The sequence below is a fragment of the Paenibacillus sp. FSL R7-0331 genome, assembly GCF_000758645.1.
GTDB lineage: Bacteria > Bacillota > Bacilli > Paenibacillales > Paenibacillaceae > Paenibacillus_AQ > Paenibacillus_AQ camerounensis.
In genome coordinates this window covers 3,040,930-3,057,642 of sequence record NZ_CP009284.1, presented here as the reverse complement: position 1 = coordinate 3,057,642, position 16,713 = coordinate 3,040,930, and the positions used below count along the sequence as shown (strand labels likewise).

Here is a 16,713-nt window from a genome sequence, read left to right as displayed (position 1 = left end):
CACCATCCTTGTTCTGAACGTTCTATAATTCTCTATATTGTATCACGCCTTAGAGCTACATCAACATCTGCGGATCCACGTCAATACTGATCTGCAGATTGTTATCTCTTACCGAATCTTCAAGCTCCTCGGCAATCTGGCGGGCCAGTCCGATGGCATCGATGGCTCCGCGCCATTTAATAATACACTGGAACCGGTATCTGCTCTTCAGCTTGGGCAGCGGGGAAGCGACCGGACCAAGCAGGTCAAGCGCATCCGCAGACAGCTTGTCCAGGCTGGCGAACCAGCGCAGCTGTCTGGCCCGCCCCTGCAGATTCAGCGCATAGTTCTCTGCCATCTTCAGCAGCAGCGGAAGCTGCTCATGCGAGAGAGTGACAAGAATCAGCCTGCAGTACGGCGGATAATGCAGGGTCCTGCGGTGCTTCAGCTCATCGCGGACAAAGGAAGCATAGTCATGTCCGCTGGCATGTACGATCGAGTAATGCTCCGGCGTATACGACTGCACCACCACTTCCCCTGGAAGCTGATGTCTTCCGGCACGCCCGGCTACCTGTGTCAGCAGCTGAAATGTCTTCTCTCCGGCCCGGAAATCAGGCAGATTCAGGGCAGAGTCGGCAGTGATAACACCCACAAGGGTAACATCCGGGAAATCAAGCCCCTTGGCTACCATCTGCGTACCCAGCAGGACGTCGGCTTTTTTGTCCCTGAACTGGTTGAGGAGCTTTTCATGCGAGCCCTTCTCTGTAGTTGTATCCACGTCCATTCGTATGACTCGAATACCTGGGAAAAGCTTGCCCAGCTCTTCCTCTACCCGCTGGGTTCCGGTACCGAAGAAGCGGATATGCTCACTGCCGCAATCGGGACAGACCTTCGGCGAGGGCTCTGCATGGCCGCAGTAGTGACAGCGCAGATTGTCGCTGCGGCTGTGATAGGTGAGTGAAATGTCGCATTCCGGACACGTAGCAACGTAACCGCAGCTCCGGCACATGACAAAGGTGGAGAAGCCCCGGCGGTTCAGTAGCAAAACCGTCTGCTCCCCCTTCTCCAGCCTGCTCTCCAGTGCAGCATGCAGCCTGCGGCTGAACATAGAGCGGTTCCCTTCCTTCAGCTCATCGCGCATATCGACGACATGCACCTTCGGCAAGGCATTGCCCAGCGCCCTGGTCGGCATCTCCAGCAGCACCGGTGAGAAGTGGATGTCACTCTGCGACCTGGCCGCATGATAGCTCTCCAGCGAAGGAGTGGCCGAGCCCAGTATTACCGCCGCACCGGCTTGCTCAGCCCTGCGGACCGCTACATCACGGGCATGGTACTTTGGATTCTCCTCCTGCTTATAAGAGGATTCATGCTCTTCATCCATGATAATCAGGCCAAGGCTGGCAAATGGGGCAAATACCGCAGAGCGCGCACCCACCGCTACCGTCGCTTTTCCTTCACGGATCTTGCGCCATTCGTCGTAGCGTTCACCGACGGAGAGACGGCTGTGCATGACAGCGACACCGCTGCCGAACCGGCCCTTGAACCGTTCCACCATCTGCGGGGTGAGTGCAATTTCAGGCACCAGCACCACCGCCTGTCTGCCCTGGTCCACTGCCCGCTGGATGCACTGCAGATAAATCTCCGTCTTGCCGCTTCCGGTTACGCCGTGCAGCAGAAAGACCTCATGCTGCTGCTCATCCACCGTCCGGGCTATCCGTGTGAAAACCTGCTGCTGCTCCGGTGTAAGCGGCAGAGGCGCGCTCGGCTTGAAGTCGCGGCCCTGGTAGGGATCGCGGTAAACTTCAATTTCACTTATTTCAATGTAGCCCTTTTCTTCAAGTGCCTTGACCGTGCCTGCGGTAACCTGCAAAACCGCCAGTAAATCCTTGAGCGGCATCGGCAGTGTCTGCTCCATTTCGATCAGATAAGACAGGACGTCTTTCTGACGGACTGAACGAGCCGGGAAGCTGTTTAGAGATTCCCGGGCTGCAGACAGCCCGATCGCCAGGTCAACCGCCTTCAGCTTTTTCTTGCCCATTTTGTCCTTGATTGACTGGCTTTCGGTAAGTACGCCACGGCGCAGCATGAATTTTACCGTCTCCGCTGCTCCGGGGAAGCTGCGGGTCAGCTGCTTCATGGTCACTTCGCCAGCCTGTCTGACAAAATCAATAATTGTCCGCTCCTCCAGATCCTCCTCCAGAAACAGCGGAAACAGCTCATCCTCCGCGTTAACCGCAGCTTCAGCCCCCTCACCTAACGAGATGAGACGTTCAGCCTTGCCCTTCAGCGCGGTAGGCAGCATAGCCTGCAGAGCCGAAATACGCCTGCAGGCATACCGCTGGCTCATCCAGTCGCCAAGCTCAACGAGCTCAGGCGACAAAGGCGGCAGCAGATCCAGCACTTCCTGGATAGGCTTGAGTCTGGAGCCAGCTCCGGTCTCGCCGGATTCCAGGGATACTACAAAGCCCTGAACCGTCCGGTGGCCGAAGGGAACAGCTACCCGGCTGCCCACTTCAATCCACAGCTTAAGCGCGTCAGGAATCAGATAATCGAACGGCCGGTCGGTGCTGCGCACAGGAACATCGACAATGACCTTCGCTATTTCCATTATAACGGGACTCCCGATATCCGCTCAGCCGCAAGACTCAGCAGCCGGCGTGCCACCTCATCCTTGGAGCTAAGCGGAATATCCAGCACCAGCCCGTCCGCATCATAGATGGATACGATATTGGTGTCCGTACCGAAGCCGGCTCCGTCCTTGGATACATCATTAGCAACGATCAAATCGAGATTTTTGCGGACCAGCTTGTCCTTGGCATAGAATTCAGCATTGCCTGTTTCGGCGGCAAAGCCGATGAGGAACTGTCTGTCCTTCACTTTACCCAGACTCTCCAGGATGTCGGTTGTCTTAACCAGCTCAAGCGTCATGGTATCCCCGCTTTTTTTAATCTTTGCCTCTGCACTGTGCTTGGGACGGTAATCTGCTACAGCTGCCGCTTTAACAAGAATGTCGCAGCTGTTCCAGCGGCTGACAACCGCATCCAGCATTGACTGGGCAGACTCAACCCGGACCAAGCTGATGTCCGGGTCCTGCGGCGGCGCTTCATCCGTCCGGGCGGCAATCAGGGTAACTTCAGCCCCCATCGCCCGGGCGGCCCGGGCGATGGCAAAACCCATTTTCCCGGAAGAATCATTGGAAATGTACCGGACCGGATCAATACGTTCGACCGTGCCGCCTGCCGTAACTATCACTTTCTTGCCGCTTAGGGGACCTTTAGCTTTAACAGCCTGAATGTTGAAGTAATTCTCGACCACACGGATGATAGATTCGGGCTCTTCCAGTCTGCCTTTGCCCACATATCCGCAGGCCAGCAGCCCCTCACCGGGTTCAATAAACTGCACGCCGCGTGAAGCAAGAGTATTCATATTACTGATCACAGCCGGATGCTGGTACATGTGGACATTCATTGCCGGAGCAACCATGACAGGCGCAGTCGTCGCAAGCAGGGTAGTGGACAGCATATCATCTGCCATACCGTGTGCCATTTTGGCGATAATATTGGCTGTTGCCGGGGCAATCAGCACCAGATCCGCTGAACCGGCCAGATCAATATGAGAGATAGAAGCGGGGTCACGCTCCTGAAAGGTGTCACTGTAAACCCGCTGCTTGGACAGCGACTGAAAAGTCAGCTCGGTTATAAACTGCTTAGCCGAAGCTGTCATAATAACATGAACCTCCGCCCCCTTTTGGGCCAGCTTGCTGGTCAAGGCTGCTGCTTTGTAGGCAGCAATGCCCCCTGTAACACCAAGGATAATAGTTTTGCCTGTTAAGCTGTTCAACATAATCCCCCCTGTTCCAAGCCTGTCATCAGGCTCAAATGAACCGGATATTATAATCAATAACCGGATGATAGTCTGAATCTCCTGTACCGGCAAGAAGAAACGGCTGCGCCGCCTTCAGTCAAGGTTGGCACCCGTTTCGTTGTCAGGTAGAGACGGCTTCGTCGTCCTTAAAGGACGCTATCCGTTTCTGCGGAAATATAAGGATAATTTATAGTGTAGTACATACAGATTCTTATGCTTTAAAAAAATAACAACCTTCCGGTTGTCAGGAACAGCCCCGTCCGGGCTACATATGACATTATACAACACAATTCCGGCTATCCGAAGAAAAAAAACGGCTGCGCCGCTGTTAAACATGGCGGAGCCGTTTCATATTGCCGGTATAGCAAGCCGTGCTTACTACTCTTCGCCGCGGGTTACAATGATGCGGTCTTCGTAAATCTCTTCCAGCGCGACACCGACATACTTGTGTGATTTCGGAGCCTTAATATCTGTTTTTCCGCCTTCACGGAGCGATCTGGCCCGGCGGGCTGCAGCAACAACCAGCGAATACTTGCTGTCAACCTTGTTCATCATTTCATCAATAGACGGATATAGCACGTAAGACACCTCTTCTTCATTTACTGTAAAAACGAACCAAACTTGTAGCGCATATTATCTTACTTTGCAGTGCTCGGCGATAATAATGCTCTCAATACGCTTGCAGGCGAGGTCGATCTCATCATTCACTACGGCATAGTCATAGTGCCGGATCAGCCCAATCTCATCTTCAGCTACAGACATGCGGTGGCTGATTACATCAGGATGCTCCGTCCCGCGTCCGCGGATACGGTCCTTAAGCTCATCCATCGACGGCGGAAGCAGGAACACAAAGATTCCCTCAGGGAACTTTTCCTTCACCTTAAGTGCTCCCTGCACCTCAATCTCGAGGATGATATCCTTGCCGCTCTCCAGCGTCCGGTCCACAAAATCACGCGGAGTTCCGTAATAGTTCCCTACATACTCTGCATGCTCCAGCAGCTGGTCTGCTTCTATCATAGCTGCAAACTCATCTCTGGTCTTGAAAAAATAGTTGACTCCGTTCTCTTCGCCTTCACGCGGACTCCGGGTGGTGGCAGATACGGAATAGACAAGCTCAGGCATTTTGGGTCTCAGTGCAGTACAGACCGTGCCTTTGCCAACGCCGGAAGGTCCGGATAAAATAATCAGCAATCCTTTTGACATAGTACACTCCAATTGTTGTTATTCGTCGTTATCGTCATCTTTACTGGACAAGCGGTGTGCCACAGTCTCCGGCTGGACAGCCGACAGAATGACATGGTCACTGTCAGTAATAATAACAGCACGCGTCCGGCGGCCGTAGGTTGCGTCGATCAGCATATGCCGGTCTCTTGCTTCCTGTATAATACGCTTGATCGGTGCAGATTCCGGGCTGACAATGGAAATAATACGGTTGGCCGATACGATATTCCCAAAGCCGATGTTAATTAATTTGATTGCCATGTTCCGGTTGTTCCCCCCATAGTTACATCTTCGCTTACCGAAATCCCTGTTACTCCATATTCGCTGCTTGCTCACGAATCTTCTCCAGCTCAGCCTTCATCTCAAGCGTAAGGTTCACCAGAGTCAGATGATTGCATTTCGACCCGATTGTATTCGTCTCCCTGTTCATTTCCTGGATGAGAAAGTCCAGCTTGCGTCCTGCCGGCCCGCTTCCGTTAAGCAGGGCCCTGCATTGTTCAAAATGACTGTACAGCCGGGTAAGCTCTTCATCGATATTACAGCGGTCAGCAAAGATAGCCATTTCCATTCCGAATTTATGCTCTTCAAAAGGGAACGTTCCGTCATTCAGTTCGCTCAGCCGCTGCCGCAGCTTATCGCGGTATTCACTTACAACTGCGGGGGCAAGCTTAACCATCGCGGTGTGCAGCTCTTCAAGATGGACAAGCCGTCTTGACAAATCATCAGCCAGATGATTCCCTTCGCGGGCACGCATCTGAAGCAGCGATTGCAGACTCTGCGTCAATCCCCGCTCAAGCATTCCGGAGCACTCCTCGGCTGAACCGGCCTTTATGGGAGCCGGCTCCTCCTTCAGTTCCATAATACCGGGTATAGAGAGTATATCACGCAAAGTCAACTCCCCGTCCACTCCGAACTCGTTCCTGAGCGCTTCCGCCGCCTCAAGGTAGGCCTTCACCGCCGGACGGTTCAGAACCTGCAGGGAGGCTGCATCTTCCGTGACTTCTCTGTTAATGATAACATCTACCCGTCCCCGTCTGATATGATCCTGCACAAGCTTGCGCAGCATATCCTCATAAATCATCCAATCCCGGGGCATCCGCAGCACAACTTCGCAGTAACGGTTATTCACCGATTTGACTTCGAACGTAATCTTGTAACCGCCGAATTGCAGGGAGGATTGACCGTATCCGGTCATGCTAAATGACAACGGAATCACATCCATTACACTATTGTAATTGATTCTTACTAGCGAAACAAGGGGGACAATTTACGCCCCTGCTTAGCCCAAATGTAGTCCAGCAGCTGTACGCTCATCTCGTAGAACATAAACGGAGTCATCAGATAGATACCGTTAAAATGCGCAGTAGCCGCATCCAGCAGCTCTTTGGCGATGGCTACGCCTTCCGCACGGCCGGCTTCGCCCTCCAGTCCCTGCATCCGTCTGCGAACCTCGTCCGACAGCTGGATGCCCGGCACCTCATTATGCAGATACTCGGCGTTGCGGCCGCTGGCAAGCGGCATAACGCCGATAAAGATCGGAATCTCAAGATGCCTGGTCGCTGCCGCAATCTCCGAGATAAGCTTCGGATCATAGACAGGCTGAGTCATAATATAATCGGCACCGGAGGCGATCTTTTTCTCCAGACGCTGCACAGCCTTGTCGAGATGCTTCACATTCGGGTTGAACGCGGCTCCGATAACGAACTTGGCCTTCTGCTTGAGTGGCTTGCCGGAGAAGGCGATGCCGTCGTTAAGCTGTCTAATCATCCGGATGATCTCGAAGGAGGTCAGATCGTAGATCGAACTTGAGCCCGGCAGGTCACCGAACCGCGCCGGATCGCCGGTCACAGCCAGTACATGGTCAATACCGAGCGCATCGAAGCCCATCAGATGGGACTGGGTACCGATCAGGTTGCGGTCCCGGCAGGCCACATGGACCAGCGGGCGGAGTCCGGTGCGGGCCTGTACCAGCGAACCAAGCGCCATATTGCTCATGCGGGTTACCGCCAGAGAATTGTCGGCCAGCGTTAATGCATCAGCCCCCGCTCTTCTCAGCGCCTCCGCGCCTTTCATGAATTTCGTAATATCCAGATCACGCGGTGGGTCCAGCTCTACTATTACCGTGTGGCGTTCCTTAACCAGATCGACCAGGTTTGGTTCACGTCCGTTCTGATCTGCGCCCTCATCGAGATGCTCGTGCACCACAATCTGCTCTGCCTTCCGTGTCACTGCCGGCTCAGCGAGCGGCTGGGCAGTATATCCGCGCAGTGCAGCCGAGATTTCAGCGATATGCTGCGGTGTAGTACCGCAGCAGCCGCCGATGATCCGGCTGCCCATATCAGCAAATACGGGGGCCATTTGCCCGAAATACTCCGGAGTGGCACCATAGCGGTACTGCCCGTCGACATAGTCAGCGATCCCCGCATTCGGATAGACCGACACCGGCAGTGCAAGGCTTCCCTGCAGGGTTCTAAGGGCACGCTTGATACCGTTAGGTCCGGTCCGGCAGTTAAAGCCGATTACGTCTGCCCCGTCCTGCTCCAGAATGCGAAACGCCTCCGGCAGCGTTAATCCGTCCAGCGTACGCGCGGTCTCATCCACTGCCAGCTGGCAGATAACAGGCAGGCTGCTAAGCTTGCGTACCGACTTCAGGGCCAGATGAAGCTCCTCCACATCATAGAAGGTTTCCAGCATGATACCGTCCGGCTGCTCTTCCAGCAGGGCCGAAAACTGCTGGGCATAGAAGCGTTTCAGCTCCGCGGCAGACAGATTTGCCCGTTTACCGGCCCGGATGGAGCCGACAGCGCCGACTACGTAGCCTGCTTCTCCCGCTGCCTTGCGGGCAATTCTTACACCCGCGCGGTTAATCTCTTCAACCTTGCCCTCCAGCCCGAATTTGGCCAGCTTGTCATAGTTGGCAGAATACGTGTTGCTCTCCAGCAGCACCGCTCCGGCTTCAATATAGCTGCGGTGCACATCTTCAATGACCTCAGGCGAGGTCAGATTCAATTCTTCATAGGAGATACCGACGGGGAAGCCCTTCTGATACAAAAAGGTTCCCATCGCTCCGTCTCCGACCAATACGTTATTCTTCCATGCAGAGCGCAAATCCGGCTTCACCGCAAGAACCTCCCCTATACTGTCATTAGTTTCATACTAATGTAACATAAATCGGGATGGATGATAAGCATTCAACAGCCCCAATTCTCAGCCTGCCCTGCTATTGTTCTGCATGGCATTACAGAAAATGCCCATACTACTTTTATTAACCAGTAAAGGACTGTTCCAGTTGAAACGAAAAGTGCGCAGGCTTCTGATCCGCAAGTATGCTGTACTCTTTATTCTATCCGTACTCTCATTATCCTATCTGTATCTGCTTGACTGGATGTTCGGTTATGGCCTCGGAAACATAGGTTACATTCTCAACTACCTGCTCTATACCGCCTCTGAGAAGCTGGCTGCCGCCGTCATGCTGCTTGCGCTTATTGTGCTGGATGTCATCTACTGGATACGCGGCTCTCAGCCCGGGCGCGGGGCCGAAAAATAACTGCGTACAGCTGTGATAATAATCAGAATCACCGGGATCACTATCATAAACACCGGATAGACGGTATACAGCAGCCGTGCCCCCTCATCCAGATGTTCGGTAAAGCTGCGGGCATCCAGCATGGAGGTAAACAGGATTATCAGACTGCAGGGATAGAGCATTCTCCGGTACGGCAGATTAAAGAGCTCCGAGATTCCGATTAGCGCAGCAGTGAAGAAGACGGACATTTTGAAAAACACCCCGATAATCAGCACCATTACCACAAATATATCGACCCGCTGGATAAAATCCGAAATGGAAATCTTGCTGATCGTCGGCATCAGCGGCAGCGGGGAGCGCTCTGCAATATCTGCTCCGAGCACCGATATGTTAAGCGCAATCGTTACGCTTAACAGCATGGCTGAAGCCAGCATGGCCGCTGCAATTACCCAAGGACCCTTGCGCATATCGGACAGATAAGGCATCAGCATTGTAAAAACGACCATTTCACCGAACGGGAACATATAATTCTGGCGCACCACTGAATCTATTACCGGCCAGAGTCCATCCCCCAGAACAGGCAGCAGCTGCTGCAGATTAATGGAGCCTGACAGCATCAGCAGTACCATACTGAACAATCCGATCATCAGAACAATCATAGTAAAGACCAGTGAGGTCCGGGTTAGTACCTCCGTCCCCTTATGGAGCACATAGGAGCTGGACAGGATCATCAGCATACTGAGAATAAAGAGGGGGGTGTTATGCATCGTTGCCATTGCAAGCATCGTACTGCCGTCACGCAGTCCCCGGCCTGAAAGATTCATGTACAGAATGATGTACATCACCGCCACCGGTGTGCCGATTACAGGGCCAAGCAGCTTGCGGGCATACGCCGTAAACGGCATTTCCGGATGCTTTCTGTATAGATAGGCATAGCCCCAGAACATCAGCAGGCCGGCCATACAGCCAATGAGTATGGATAGCCAGGCATCTCTCCCGGAAGCCATGCCCAGATTGACCACCAGCGAGGTCCCCAGCTCAAAGAGCAGCGTAATACTGAAAAACTGCAGCAGCCCTATCTTTACTTTTCCCATAATAGACCTCCCCCCGTTTCTAAGGATTTACCTGAAAAGAGTTATTGCGCATATCGGTGTGCCGGATAACGGCATCCGCATCAATTCTGTATTCACATTTGTCAAAAATATCCTCCCAGTGATCCTTGACCTTTTTCCAGCCCCGCGGATTACTCCGCTCCATTAATTGCCCAAATCCGATGTAATCACTGTTGTATTTCTTAGCGGATTCTACGGCAGTCCTCATCTTCTGTACGGTATCATCAATAAGAATTTGCGACAGATTCTGAAGCGTCTTCGGGGAGGTCAGATTCAGAGAATTGGGACTCTCCTTAATCGCTGCCTGCTGGCTGATTTTTACTATGAATACCGGATGCTCCGGATCTGAGCCCTCGACACTAAGCTTTACCTGTGACTGATACACATCGAAGGTAATATAACCTTCATGGGGATGCCGGATGACTGCCGGATAGCCTTTAATTTTATTATGCAAAAGCGCAGTCCCCAGCGCCGCATCCCCTGTCAGCCAGCCCTTCAGCCGGTCGTCCTTAAAGGCGGCAAGTTCTGTCACCTTAATGACAGCAAGCGGTGCGATCGTTTTCATATTATCATTCGTATCTGCCCCTTCCCGGTTACCGTCGATAGTAACGCCGTTAATAACCGGACCTCCCCCTCTGAGCTGAATGCCCCTGATGACATCATCTACCTCCAAACGGAAGTTATAGCCGAACTGTTTTGAGGTCGTATCCAGCTTCTCAACCAGGTCATTTGCCGGTATTTTGCTGAACACAGTCATGGTTGACAGAATGTCCCGGGCCGGCTGACCCTTGGCAACAAACACCAGACTGGTCAGCCGGGTATCACTTTCCCGCTCGAGCACATCCATCATGTCCTTGATCCCCTCCCGCGCCAGCTTTTCCGAAACAACCAGGACGCGGACATGGGCAAGGGAGAGGAAACGGGCGGTCTGACGGGACGCATTGGCCAGCGCCTCAAACATTGTGCGGCCTTTTCCTGTATATAAGGCGACCGGCGAGATTCCGCGCGCATTTTGTCCGGAAATTTCGTCGGCGACAATGACCTGAAAGGACAGCACATATTTTTCGGTCTCCCCTTCTCCGCGGTCAATGGCGACACCGGACACAATCGCCCGCCGGTTAAGCTCCACACTATCCCAGCAGCCGGTTAACAGAAGTGGAAGCACCAGCAGCAGGATGAGGAGCAGGCACAGTACCGGTTTATTCTTCTTCATGGTGCTCCACCTTTTCTTCAGACCTGCCTGCAGCTGCATTATTCCGGATAAGCGGGGCTAGTCCTGCTTCATGCCCGGTTGTTACACGTTTGTATTCCGGCTGTTCCTCCCTGAGCTGTGCCGCTGTTTTGCCCCGGCCCATCAGCCAGAGCGGAAGCCGGAGAATGGTATCCTTCTGTCCTTTCACAGATAACGGGACAAAAGGGGACAAATATGGAATCCCGAATGAGCGCAAGCTGTTCATATGTGCAACCAGCATGATAAGCCCGAGCGTAATACCATAAAATCCGAACATTCCTCCCAGCAGCAAGAAGGCAAACCGGATAATCCGGCCGGCTATTGCCATGTTGTAAGCGGGAATCGCGAAGCTGGCAATTCCGGTCAGGGCGATCACAATGACCATAATGGGAGTAATAATACCGGCCTCCACAACTGCCGAACCGAGAATAAGCGCCCCGACCACCGATACCGTCTGTCCGATGACACGCGGCATCCGCACCCCGGCCTCACGCAGGATTTCGAAGGCCCCTTCCATCAGAAGAGCTTCCACAAAGGCAGGGAACGGCACCGTTTCACGCTGTGAGAGCAGATTAATAAGCAGGGTAGTCGGTATCATTTCGTAATGATAGGTTGTAAGTGCAATGTATACTGACGGCCCGAGCAGCAGGACGATGAAGCTGACGTACCGGACAATACGCATCAGGATTGCAATATCAAACCGTTGCGAGTAGTCTTCAGCAGACTGAAAAAATTGGGTGAACACCGCCGGAAGAATCAGCACGAACGGTGTACCGTCAACGATGATGACAACACGCCCTTCCAGCAGATTGCCTGCCGCTACATCCGGGCGCTCTGAATTATAGATCGTCGGAAAGGGCGTTATCGTCTTGTCCTGAATCAGCTCTTCAATGAATCCGGATTCCAGTACCTCATCAATTGAAATCTTGTTCAAGCGGCGCCTGGCCTCATCCACCAGATCTCCCCCGGCTATCTCTTTCATATACAGCATCGCTACATGGGTCTGGGTTTCTGTACCGATTTTGGTATACTCAAGCCGCAGCTTAGGCGATTTGATCCGCCGGCGGATCAGTGAAATATTAGTGGCCACGGATTCTACGAACCCGTCCTTCGGCCCGCGGACAACCATCTGTGAAGAAGACTCTTCTACAGAGCGCGCTTCACCGCCTCTAGTATCGCAGATGACCGCACTTATATATCCGTCAGCGAGAACAGCCGTGTCACCTGATAGCACGGCCAGCAGCAGATCATTCCATTCCTCTGTAACTTCAGCCGAGCCAAGCTCTAATACTCGTTGAACCAGCCATGCAGGGAACGGCTCCGGGCTGCCCGCTTCTTCCGGCTGCTGTCCAGGCGGGTCAGACAAGAGCGAGCCGATTACGAACTCATTGACGGCAGTCGTATCCGCCAGACCGCTGATATGAACCGCCGCTGCCTGTAATGGATACTCTTTTCCAACCTGTATTTTCCGCACCTTCAGATCAGGGCTTCCTCCAAGCGCCATCCTGATACTGCGGATGTCCTCGTCAAGAGTCCCTGTTAATCCGGGAGTCCCCGTTTCAGAGCCGGGCAAGCCTTGCTCTTTACTCTTGCTTCTCAGAGTCTGCCGTCTGCTGTTCATCGGACTCCCCCTTTTTCAATCACAATGTTTCCTATTATTCGCGGATCTTCCTGCCATTATTCGGCTGATCATGCCGGTATAAACAAGTGGAAACGGCTACGCCGTCCTTATGAGGACGGTATCCGTTTCAGCGAGAAAGATAAGCAGCATTTATTGCGCAAAACATATAAAGTCTTATCTTTGCACAAAAAAGGGTGTCCGCAAGCCGTAAGGCTTATCAGACACCCTTCTATTTGCTGCAGAAGGCTAATGGACGGGACAGTCCCGGCCTTATTATACTTCTACAGATCCCGTATAGACTACCTGAGCCGGGCCACTCATATATACATGATTATCCTGCTCATTCCATTCGATGAACAGATCTCCGCCTTTAAGGCTGATAACAGCCGAACGGTCAGTCAGACCATTCAGGACAGAGGATACCAGCGTTGCGCAGGCGCCTGTACCGCAGGCCAGAGTTGGCCCTGCACCACGTTCCCAGACGCGCATGTCCACATGTCCGCGGTCCAGCACCGTTGCAAATTCAACGTTAACTTTTCTCGGGAAGAGCGGATGTACTTCAAGCTGAGGTCCCCAGGTTGCCAGATCAAAGCTGACAGCATCATCTACATAAATAACACAGTGCGGGTTACCCATCGATACAGCAGTAAATTTAAATTCGGTTCCGTCGGCCTCAATCGGCTGGTTCAGCACCGGCTCGGCATCAATAGCAACCGGAATCTTCATTCCGGACAACACAGGCTCGCCCATATCCACGGTTACTGTCTCTACCACGCCGTCCTTTACCTTCAGCGATACCTTCTGCTGGCCGGCGCCAATCGTTTCGATTACGATCTCCTCCGACTCAACCAGACCATGCTCATACACATACTTGGATACACAGCGGATCGCGTTCCCGCACTGCTCGGCCTCCGAGCCGTCCGAATTCATAATACGCATCATATAGTCTCCGCGTTCGGACGGCAGAATGTATACAAGCCCGTCGGCACCGATTCCGAAGAACCGGTTGCACAGCTTAACTGCCAGCTCTGCAGCATTGGCAGGCAGCTCCTGCTCGCCGAATACGATAATAAAGTCATTGCCAAGACCGTGCATTTTTGTAAATTCCATTATTGGGTCCACTCCTAAAAGGTTGTTTGTTAGCAATCATATGTGAACCAAGCATACCTTAAGGAGCGGGGACATTGCTATTGATTTTATGCTGAAATTTTTGTACTTTTCATCATCGGCCGCCCGCTGTTCTTGCTGCGGTTCTTTTTGCCGCCCCATACGCTGCCTGCCCCCATCACGAAGGTTGGAATACCAGCGCTTACGAATACCAGGCACCACTCCCGGAAATTCAGCGGTACGGTCTTGAAGACCGGCTGCAGTACCGGCAGGTACATAACGAGCAGCATCAGCAGCACGGATGAAAGAACAGCCAGCACCAGCGCCTTATTCTGGAGCGGATTGCGGTGGAATATCGAGCGCGAGCTGCGGCAGTCAAACACATGGATCAGTTGGGCCATGACCAGTGTAGCAAAGGCTACAGACTGTGCACGGACCAGCTGCTCTGCACTGCCGGGGGCTGTGCGCAGCGTCAGCCAGAAGGCTCCTAATGTGCAGAGCCCGATCAGCAGTCCCCGGCTGATAATCTTCCAGCCCAGGCGGCGGGCAAAGATATTCTCTTTCGCCCCGCGCGGCTTGTGCTCCATCAGATCCTTCTCCGGCTGGTCAACCCCGAGTGCCATAGCAGGCAGCCCGTCCGTTACCAGGTTAACCCATAGAATCTGAATCGGCACCAGCGGCAGCGGAAGCCCCAGCATCATTGCAAAGAACATGGTCAGAATCTCGCCGACATTGGAAGCCAGAAGGTAGCGGATGAATTTCCGGATATTCTCGTAAATATTCCGGCCTTCCTCGATGGCGGCGACAATGGTAGAGAAATTATCATCACCCAGCACCAGCGATGAAGCCTCTTTGGTAACATCGGTGCCGGTTATACCCATGGAGATGCCGATGTCTGCCGCTTTGATCGCCGGGGCATCATTGACACCGTCGCCGGTCATCGCAACCACATGGCCGCGCCGCTGCAGCGACTTAACGATCCGCAGCTTGTGCTCCGGAGATACGCGGGCATATACATTCACGGTATCGGATACTTTATCCAGCTCATCATCGTCCATCCGGCTCAGCTGTGTTCCGGTCAGCACGGTTCCGCCGCGCTGCAGGATGCCAAGCTGATTGGCAATTGCTTCTGCGGTTGTCCCGTGGTCGCCGGTAATCATCACGGTTTTGATGCCTGCACGACGGGTTACGCTGATTGCATCACGCACCTCACGCCGCGGAGGGTCAATCATGCCGGCCAGGCCGGCAAAAACGAGCTGGCTTTCTGCTTCCTTCTCGCTGCCGGCACTCTCGCCGGAGCGCAGGTCGCGGTAGGCCATGCCCAGCACCCGCAGGGCCCCGGAGGCCATCTCCTCGTTCGCTTCCAGCACCTTCTGGCGCAGCGTCGGCGTGCAGGGTACAACTGCGCCTTCCCACAGCATATATGTGCAGCAGTTCAGCAGCACGTCCGGTGCACCCTTGGTGCAGATCATCTTTCCGCCGGGATGGCTGACGACAACGGACATCAGCTTGCGTTCCGAGTCAAACGGGAATTCCTGCTCCCTTGTATACGTAACTGCCAGTGACTGTGCGGTAAGGCCCATTTTAGCGGATAAGGCTACCAGGGCACCTTCGGTCGGATCTCCCTTCAGCTCCCATACCGGCTGGCTGCTGAGCGGATTCTCACCGGCTTCGGCCTTATCCTTCCCCTTGCGTTTGCCGCGCAGCTCAGACGGAAAGGTCTCCACAATCTCGGCATTACTGCAGAGTGCCCCGATCTGCAGCATCCGCCGCAGATTCTGGTCATTCTTCAGATCAGCCGGCTTGCCCTTCTGCAGAACCTGTCCAGACGGGGCATAGCCTTCACCTGTCACCTCAAGAATCCGGCCGGCGTTCCACACCCGTGTCACCGTCATCTTGTTCTGGGTCAGTGTCCCTGTCTTGTCAGAGCAGATGACCGATGCGCAGCCGAGCGTTTCTACCGATGGCAGCTTGCGGACAATTGCCTTGCGTTTGATCATCCGCTGTACGCCAAGCGCGAGAGCAATTGTCACAATCGCCGGCAGCCCTTCAGGTATGGCCGCTACTGCAAGGCTTACTCCCGCGAGGAACATCGCCGGTGCAGGCTGTCCGTGCAGAATACCGGCCAGCACCACAACAATAGTCAGTCCCAGCGATACGTAGATCAGAATCTTTCCGAGCTGCTCCAGACGGTGCTGCAGCGGGGTTTCCTGGGATTCGGTATTCTGGATCAGATCGGCTATTTTGCCCATCTCCGTATCCATGCCGGTCCGGACAACCACAGCTTTGCCGGTGCCGCGTGTAATCATCGTGCCCATGAAGCCGATATTTTTCTGGTCACCCAGCGGTAGCTCGGCTGCATGAATAGACTCTGCATGCTTTGATACAGGCAGTGATTCGCCGGTCAGCGCCGACTCCTCTGCATACAACGCGCTGCACTCCAGCCAGCGTACATCGGCCGGCACCCGGTCGCCGCTTTCCAGCAGCACAATGTCACCTGGAACGAGCAGTCTGGCTGCTATGGTCTCCTGCCTGCCTTCCCGCAGCACCTTAGCATGTGGGGCAGATAGCTGCTTTAGCGCCCGCAGTGAACGTTCGGCACGGAACTCCTGTACAAAACCCAGCACGCCGTTAAGCAGAATAATGGCAACAATCGTAATAGCATCCAGGTATTCGCCCAGAAGACCGGATACCAGTGTCGCCCCCATCAGCACCAGCACCATAAAATCCTTGAACTGGTTAAGCAGCAGGGTCAGCGGCGAGACCTTTTTACCCTCCGACAGTTCGTTGAACCCGCTCTCCTTGCGTCTTTCCTCCGCTGCCTCTGCGCTCAGGCCCTTACCCGGTTGAACGCCGAACAGCTTTTGCAGTTCCTCTGCACCGAGCCGGTGCCAGCTTTTTTGTTCCATATCGTTACTTTCCCCTCCCGGTCGTTTCTTGACTTCCGGCGGCACACAGCTTTTCCACCTGTTCATGACCAAGTGTATTCATGGTCGTCCCAAAATATCACTGCCTGTCTGCTTCTCCTTTTGCGTGAATGTGTTAAAGTATG

At 53.8% G+C, this 16,713-nt stretch carries 13 protein-coding genes; 1 reads left to right on the top strand and 12 read right to left on the bottom strand.

Annotation, left to right across the window (positions count from 1 at the left end; all coding sequences use genetic code 11):
• Positions 1–55: 55 nt before the first annotated feature.
• The 7 genes from priA to R70331_RS12620 form a co-directional block, all read right to left on the bottom strand.
• On the bottom strand, positions 56–2,587 hold the full coding sequence (priA, locus tag R70331_RS12650) for a primosomal protein N' (protein ID WP_042175923.1): 2,532 nt from the start codon (positions 2,585–2,587) through the stop codon (positions 56–58).
• The gene (coaBC, locus tag R70331_RS12645) at positions 2,587–3,822 is read right to left on the bottom strand and encodes a bifunctional phosphopantothenoylcysteine decarboxylase/phosphopantothenate--cysteine ligase CoaBC (RefSeq protein WP_042182599.1); all 1,236 of its coding nucleotides are present in this window, start codon (positions 3,820–3,822) and stop codon (positions 2,587–2,589) included. The genes priA and coaBC overlap by 1 nt, the downstream gene beginning before the upstream one ends.
• Before the next feature lie 399 nt (positions 3,823–4,221).
• Entirely contained in the window at positions 4,222–4,422 is a 201-nt protein-coding gene (gene rpoZ / locus R70331_RS12640) for a DNA-directed RNA polymerase subunit omega (protein WP_042175920.1), read from the bottom strand.
• Positions 4,423–4,476: 54 nt separating this feature from the next.
• A complete protein-coding gene (gene gmk / locus R70331_RS12635) occupies positions 4,477–5,046 on the bottom strand; it encodes a guanylate kinase (protein ID WP_042175917.1) in 570 nt (189 codons plus the stop codon).
• 18 nt (positions 5,047–5,064) lie between these two features.
• A complete protein-coding gene (gene remA, locus R70331_RS12630) occupies positions 5,065–5,325 on the bottom strand; it encodes an extracellular matrix/biofilm regulator RemA (RefSeq protein ID WP_006209218.1) in 261 nt (86 codons plus the stop codon).
• A 49-nt stretch (positions 5,326–5,374) separates the two neighbouring features.
• A complete protein-coding gene (locus R70331_RS12625; RefSeq protein WP_042175915.1) occupies positions 5,375–6,271 on the bottom strand; it encodes a YicC/YloC family endoribonuclease in 897 nt (298 codons plus the stop codon).
• A 38-nt stretch (positions 6,272–6,309) separates the two neighbouring features.
• Positions 6,310–8,184, bottom strand: a complete 1,875-nt coding sequence (locus R70331_RS12620) for a bifunctional homocysteine S-methyltransferase/methylenetetrahydrofolate reductase (protein ID WP_042175913.1) — start codon at positions 8,182–8,184, stop codon at positions 6,310–6,312.
• Positions 8,185–8,353: 169 nt separating this feature from the next.
• Here R70331_RS12620 and R70331_RS12615 point away from each other — a divergent pair, with 169 nt between their 5' ends.
• On the top strand, positions 8,354–8,611 hold the full coding sequence (locus R70331_RS12615; protein WP_042175912.1) for a hypothetical protein: 258 nt from the start codon (positions 8,354–8,356) through the stop codon (positions 8,609–8,611).
• Here the strand turns inward: R70331_RS12615 and R70331_RS12610 are convergent.
• The 5 genes from R70331_RS12610 to R70331_RS12590 all read right to left on the bottom strand — a co-directional run bounded on the left by R70331_RS12610 (position 8,584) and on the right by R70331_RS12590 (position 16,570).
• A complete protein-coding gene (locus R70331_RS12610; RefSeq protein ID WP_042175910.1) occupies positions 8,584–9,684 on the bottom strand; it encodes a GerAB/ArcD/ProY family transporter in 1,101 nt (366 codons plus the stop codon). The two genes, R70331_RS12615 and R70331_RS12610, sit on opposite strands and share 28 nt — an antisense overlap.
• Before the next feature lie 19 nt (positions 9,685–9,703).
• Positions 9,704–10,915, bottom strand: a complete 1,212-nt coding sequence (locus R70331_RS12605) for a Ger(x)C family spore germination protein (RefSeq protein ID WP_042175908.1) — start codon at positions 10,913–10,915, stop codon at positions 9,704–9,706.
• Positions 10,902–12,554, bottom strand: coding sequence for a spore germination protein (locus R70331_RS12600; RefSeq protein WP_052419040.1), 1,653 nt, complete (start codon positions 12,552–12,554; stop codon positions 10,902–10,904). The genes R70331_RS12605 and R70331_RS12600 overlap by 14 nt, the downstream gene beginning before the upstream one ends.
• Before the next feature lie 273 nt (positions 12,555–12,827).
• A complete protein-coding gene (gene dapF, locus R70331_RS12595) occupies positions 12,828–13,664 on the bottom strand; it encodes a diaminopimelate epimerase (RefSeq protein ID WP_042175905.1) in 837 nt (278 codons plus the stop codon).
• Positions 13,665–13,750: 86 nt separating this feature from the next.
• On the bottom strand, positions 13,751–16,570 hold the full coding sequence (locus R70331_RS12590) for a calcium-translocating P-type ATPase, SERCA-type (protein ID WP_042175902.1): 2,820 nt from the start codon (positions 16,568–16,570) through the stop codon (positions 13,751–13,753).
• Positions 16,571–16,713 lie beyond the last annotated feature (143 nt).

Bases quoted from the DNA above. Each gene is read 5' to 3' on its own strand.
- priA (WP_042175923.1), bottom strand. From the start codon at position 2,587: ATGGAAATAGCGAAGGTCATTGTCGATGTTCCTGTGCGCAGCACCGAC.
- coaBC (WP_042182599.1), bottom strand. From the start codon at position 3,822: ATGTTGAACAGCTTAACAGGCAAAACTATTATCCTTGGTGTTACAGGG.
- gmk (WP_042175917.1), bottom strand. From the start codon at position 5,046: ATGTCAAAAGGATTGCTGATTATTTTATCCGGACCTTCCGGCGTTGGC.
- remA (WP_006209218.1), bottom strand. From the start codon at position 5,325: ATGGCAATCAAATTAATTAACATCGGCTTTGGGAATATCGTATCGGCC.
- R70331_RS12610 (WP_042175910.1), bottom strand. From the start codon at position 9,684: ATGGGAAAAGTAAAGATAGGGCTGCTGCAGTTTTTCAGTATTACGCTG.
- R70331_RS12605 (WP_042175908.1), bottom strand. From the start codon at position 10,915: ATGAAGAAGAATAAACCGGTACTGTGCCTGCTCCTCATCCTGCTGCTG.
- R70331_RS12600 (WP_052419040.1), bottom strand. From the start codon at position 12,554: ATGAACAGCAGACGGCAGACTCTGAGAAGCAAGAGTAAAGAGCAAGGC.
- dapF (WP_042175905.1), bottom strand. From the start codon at position 13,664: ATGGAATTTACAAAAATGCACGGTCTTGGCAATGACTTTATTATCGTA.
- R70331_RS12590 (WP_042175902.1), bottom strand. From the start codon at position 16,570: ATGGAACAAAAAAGCTGGCACCGGCTCGGTGCAGAGGAACTGCAAAAG.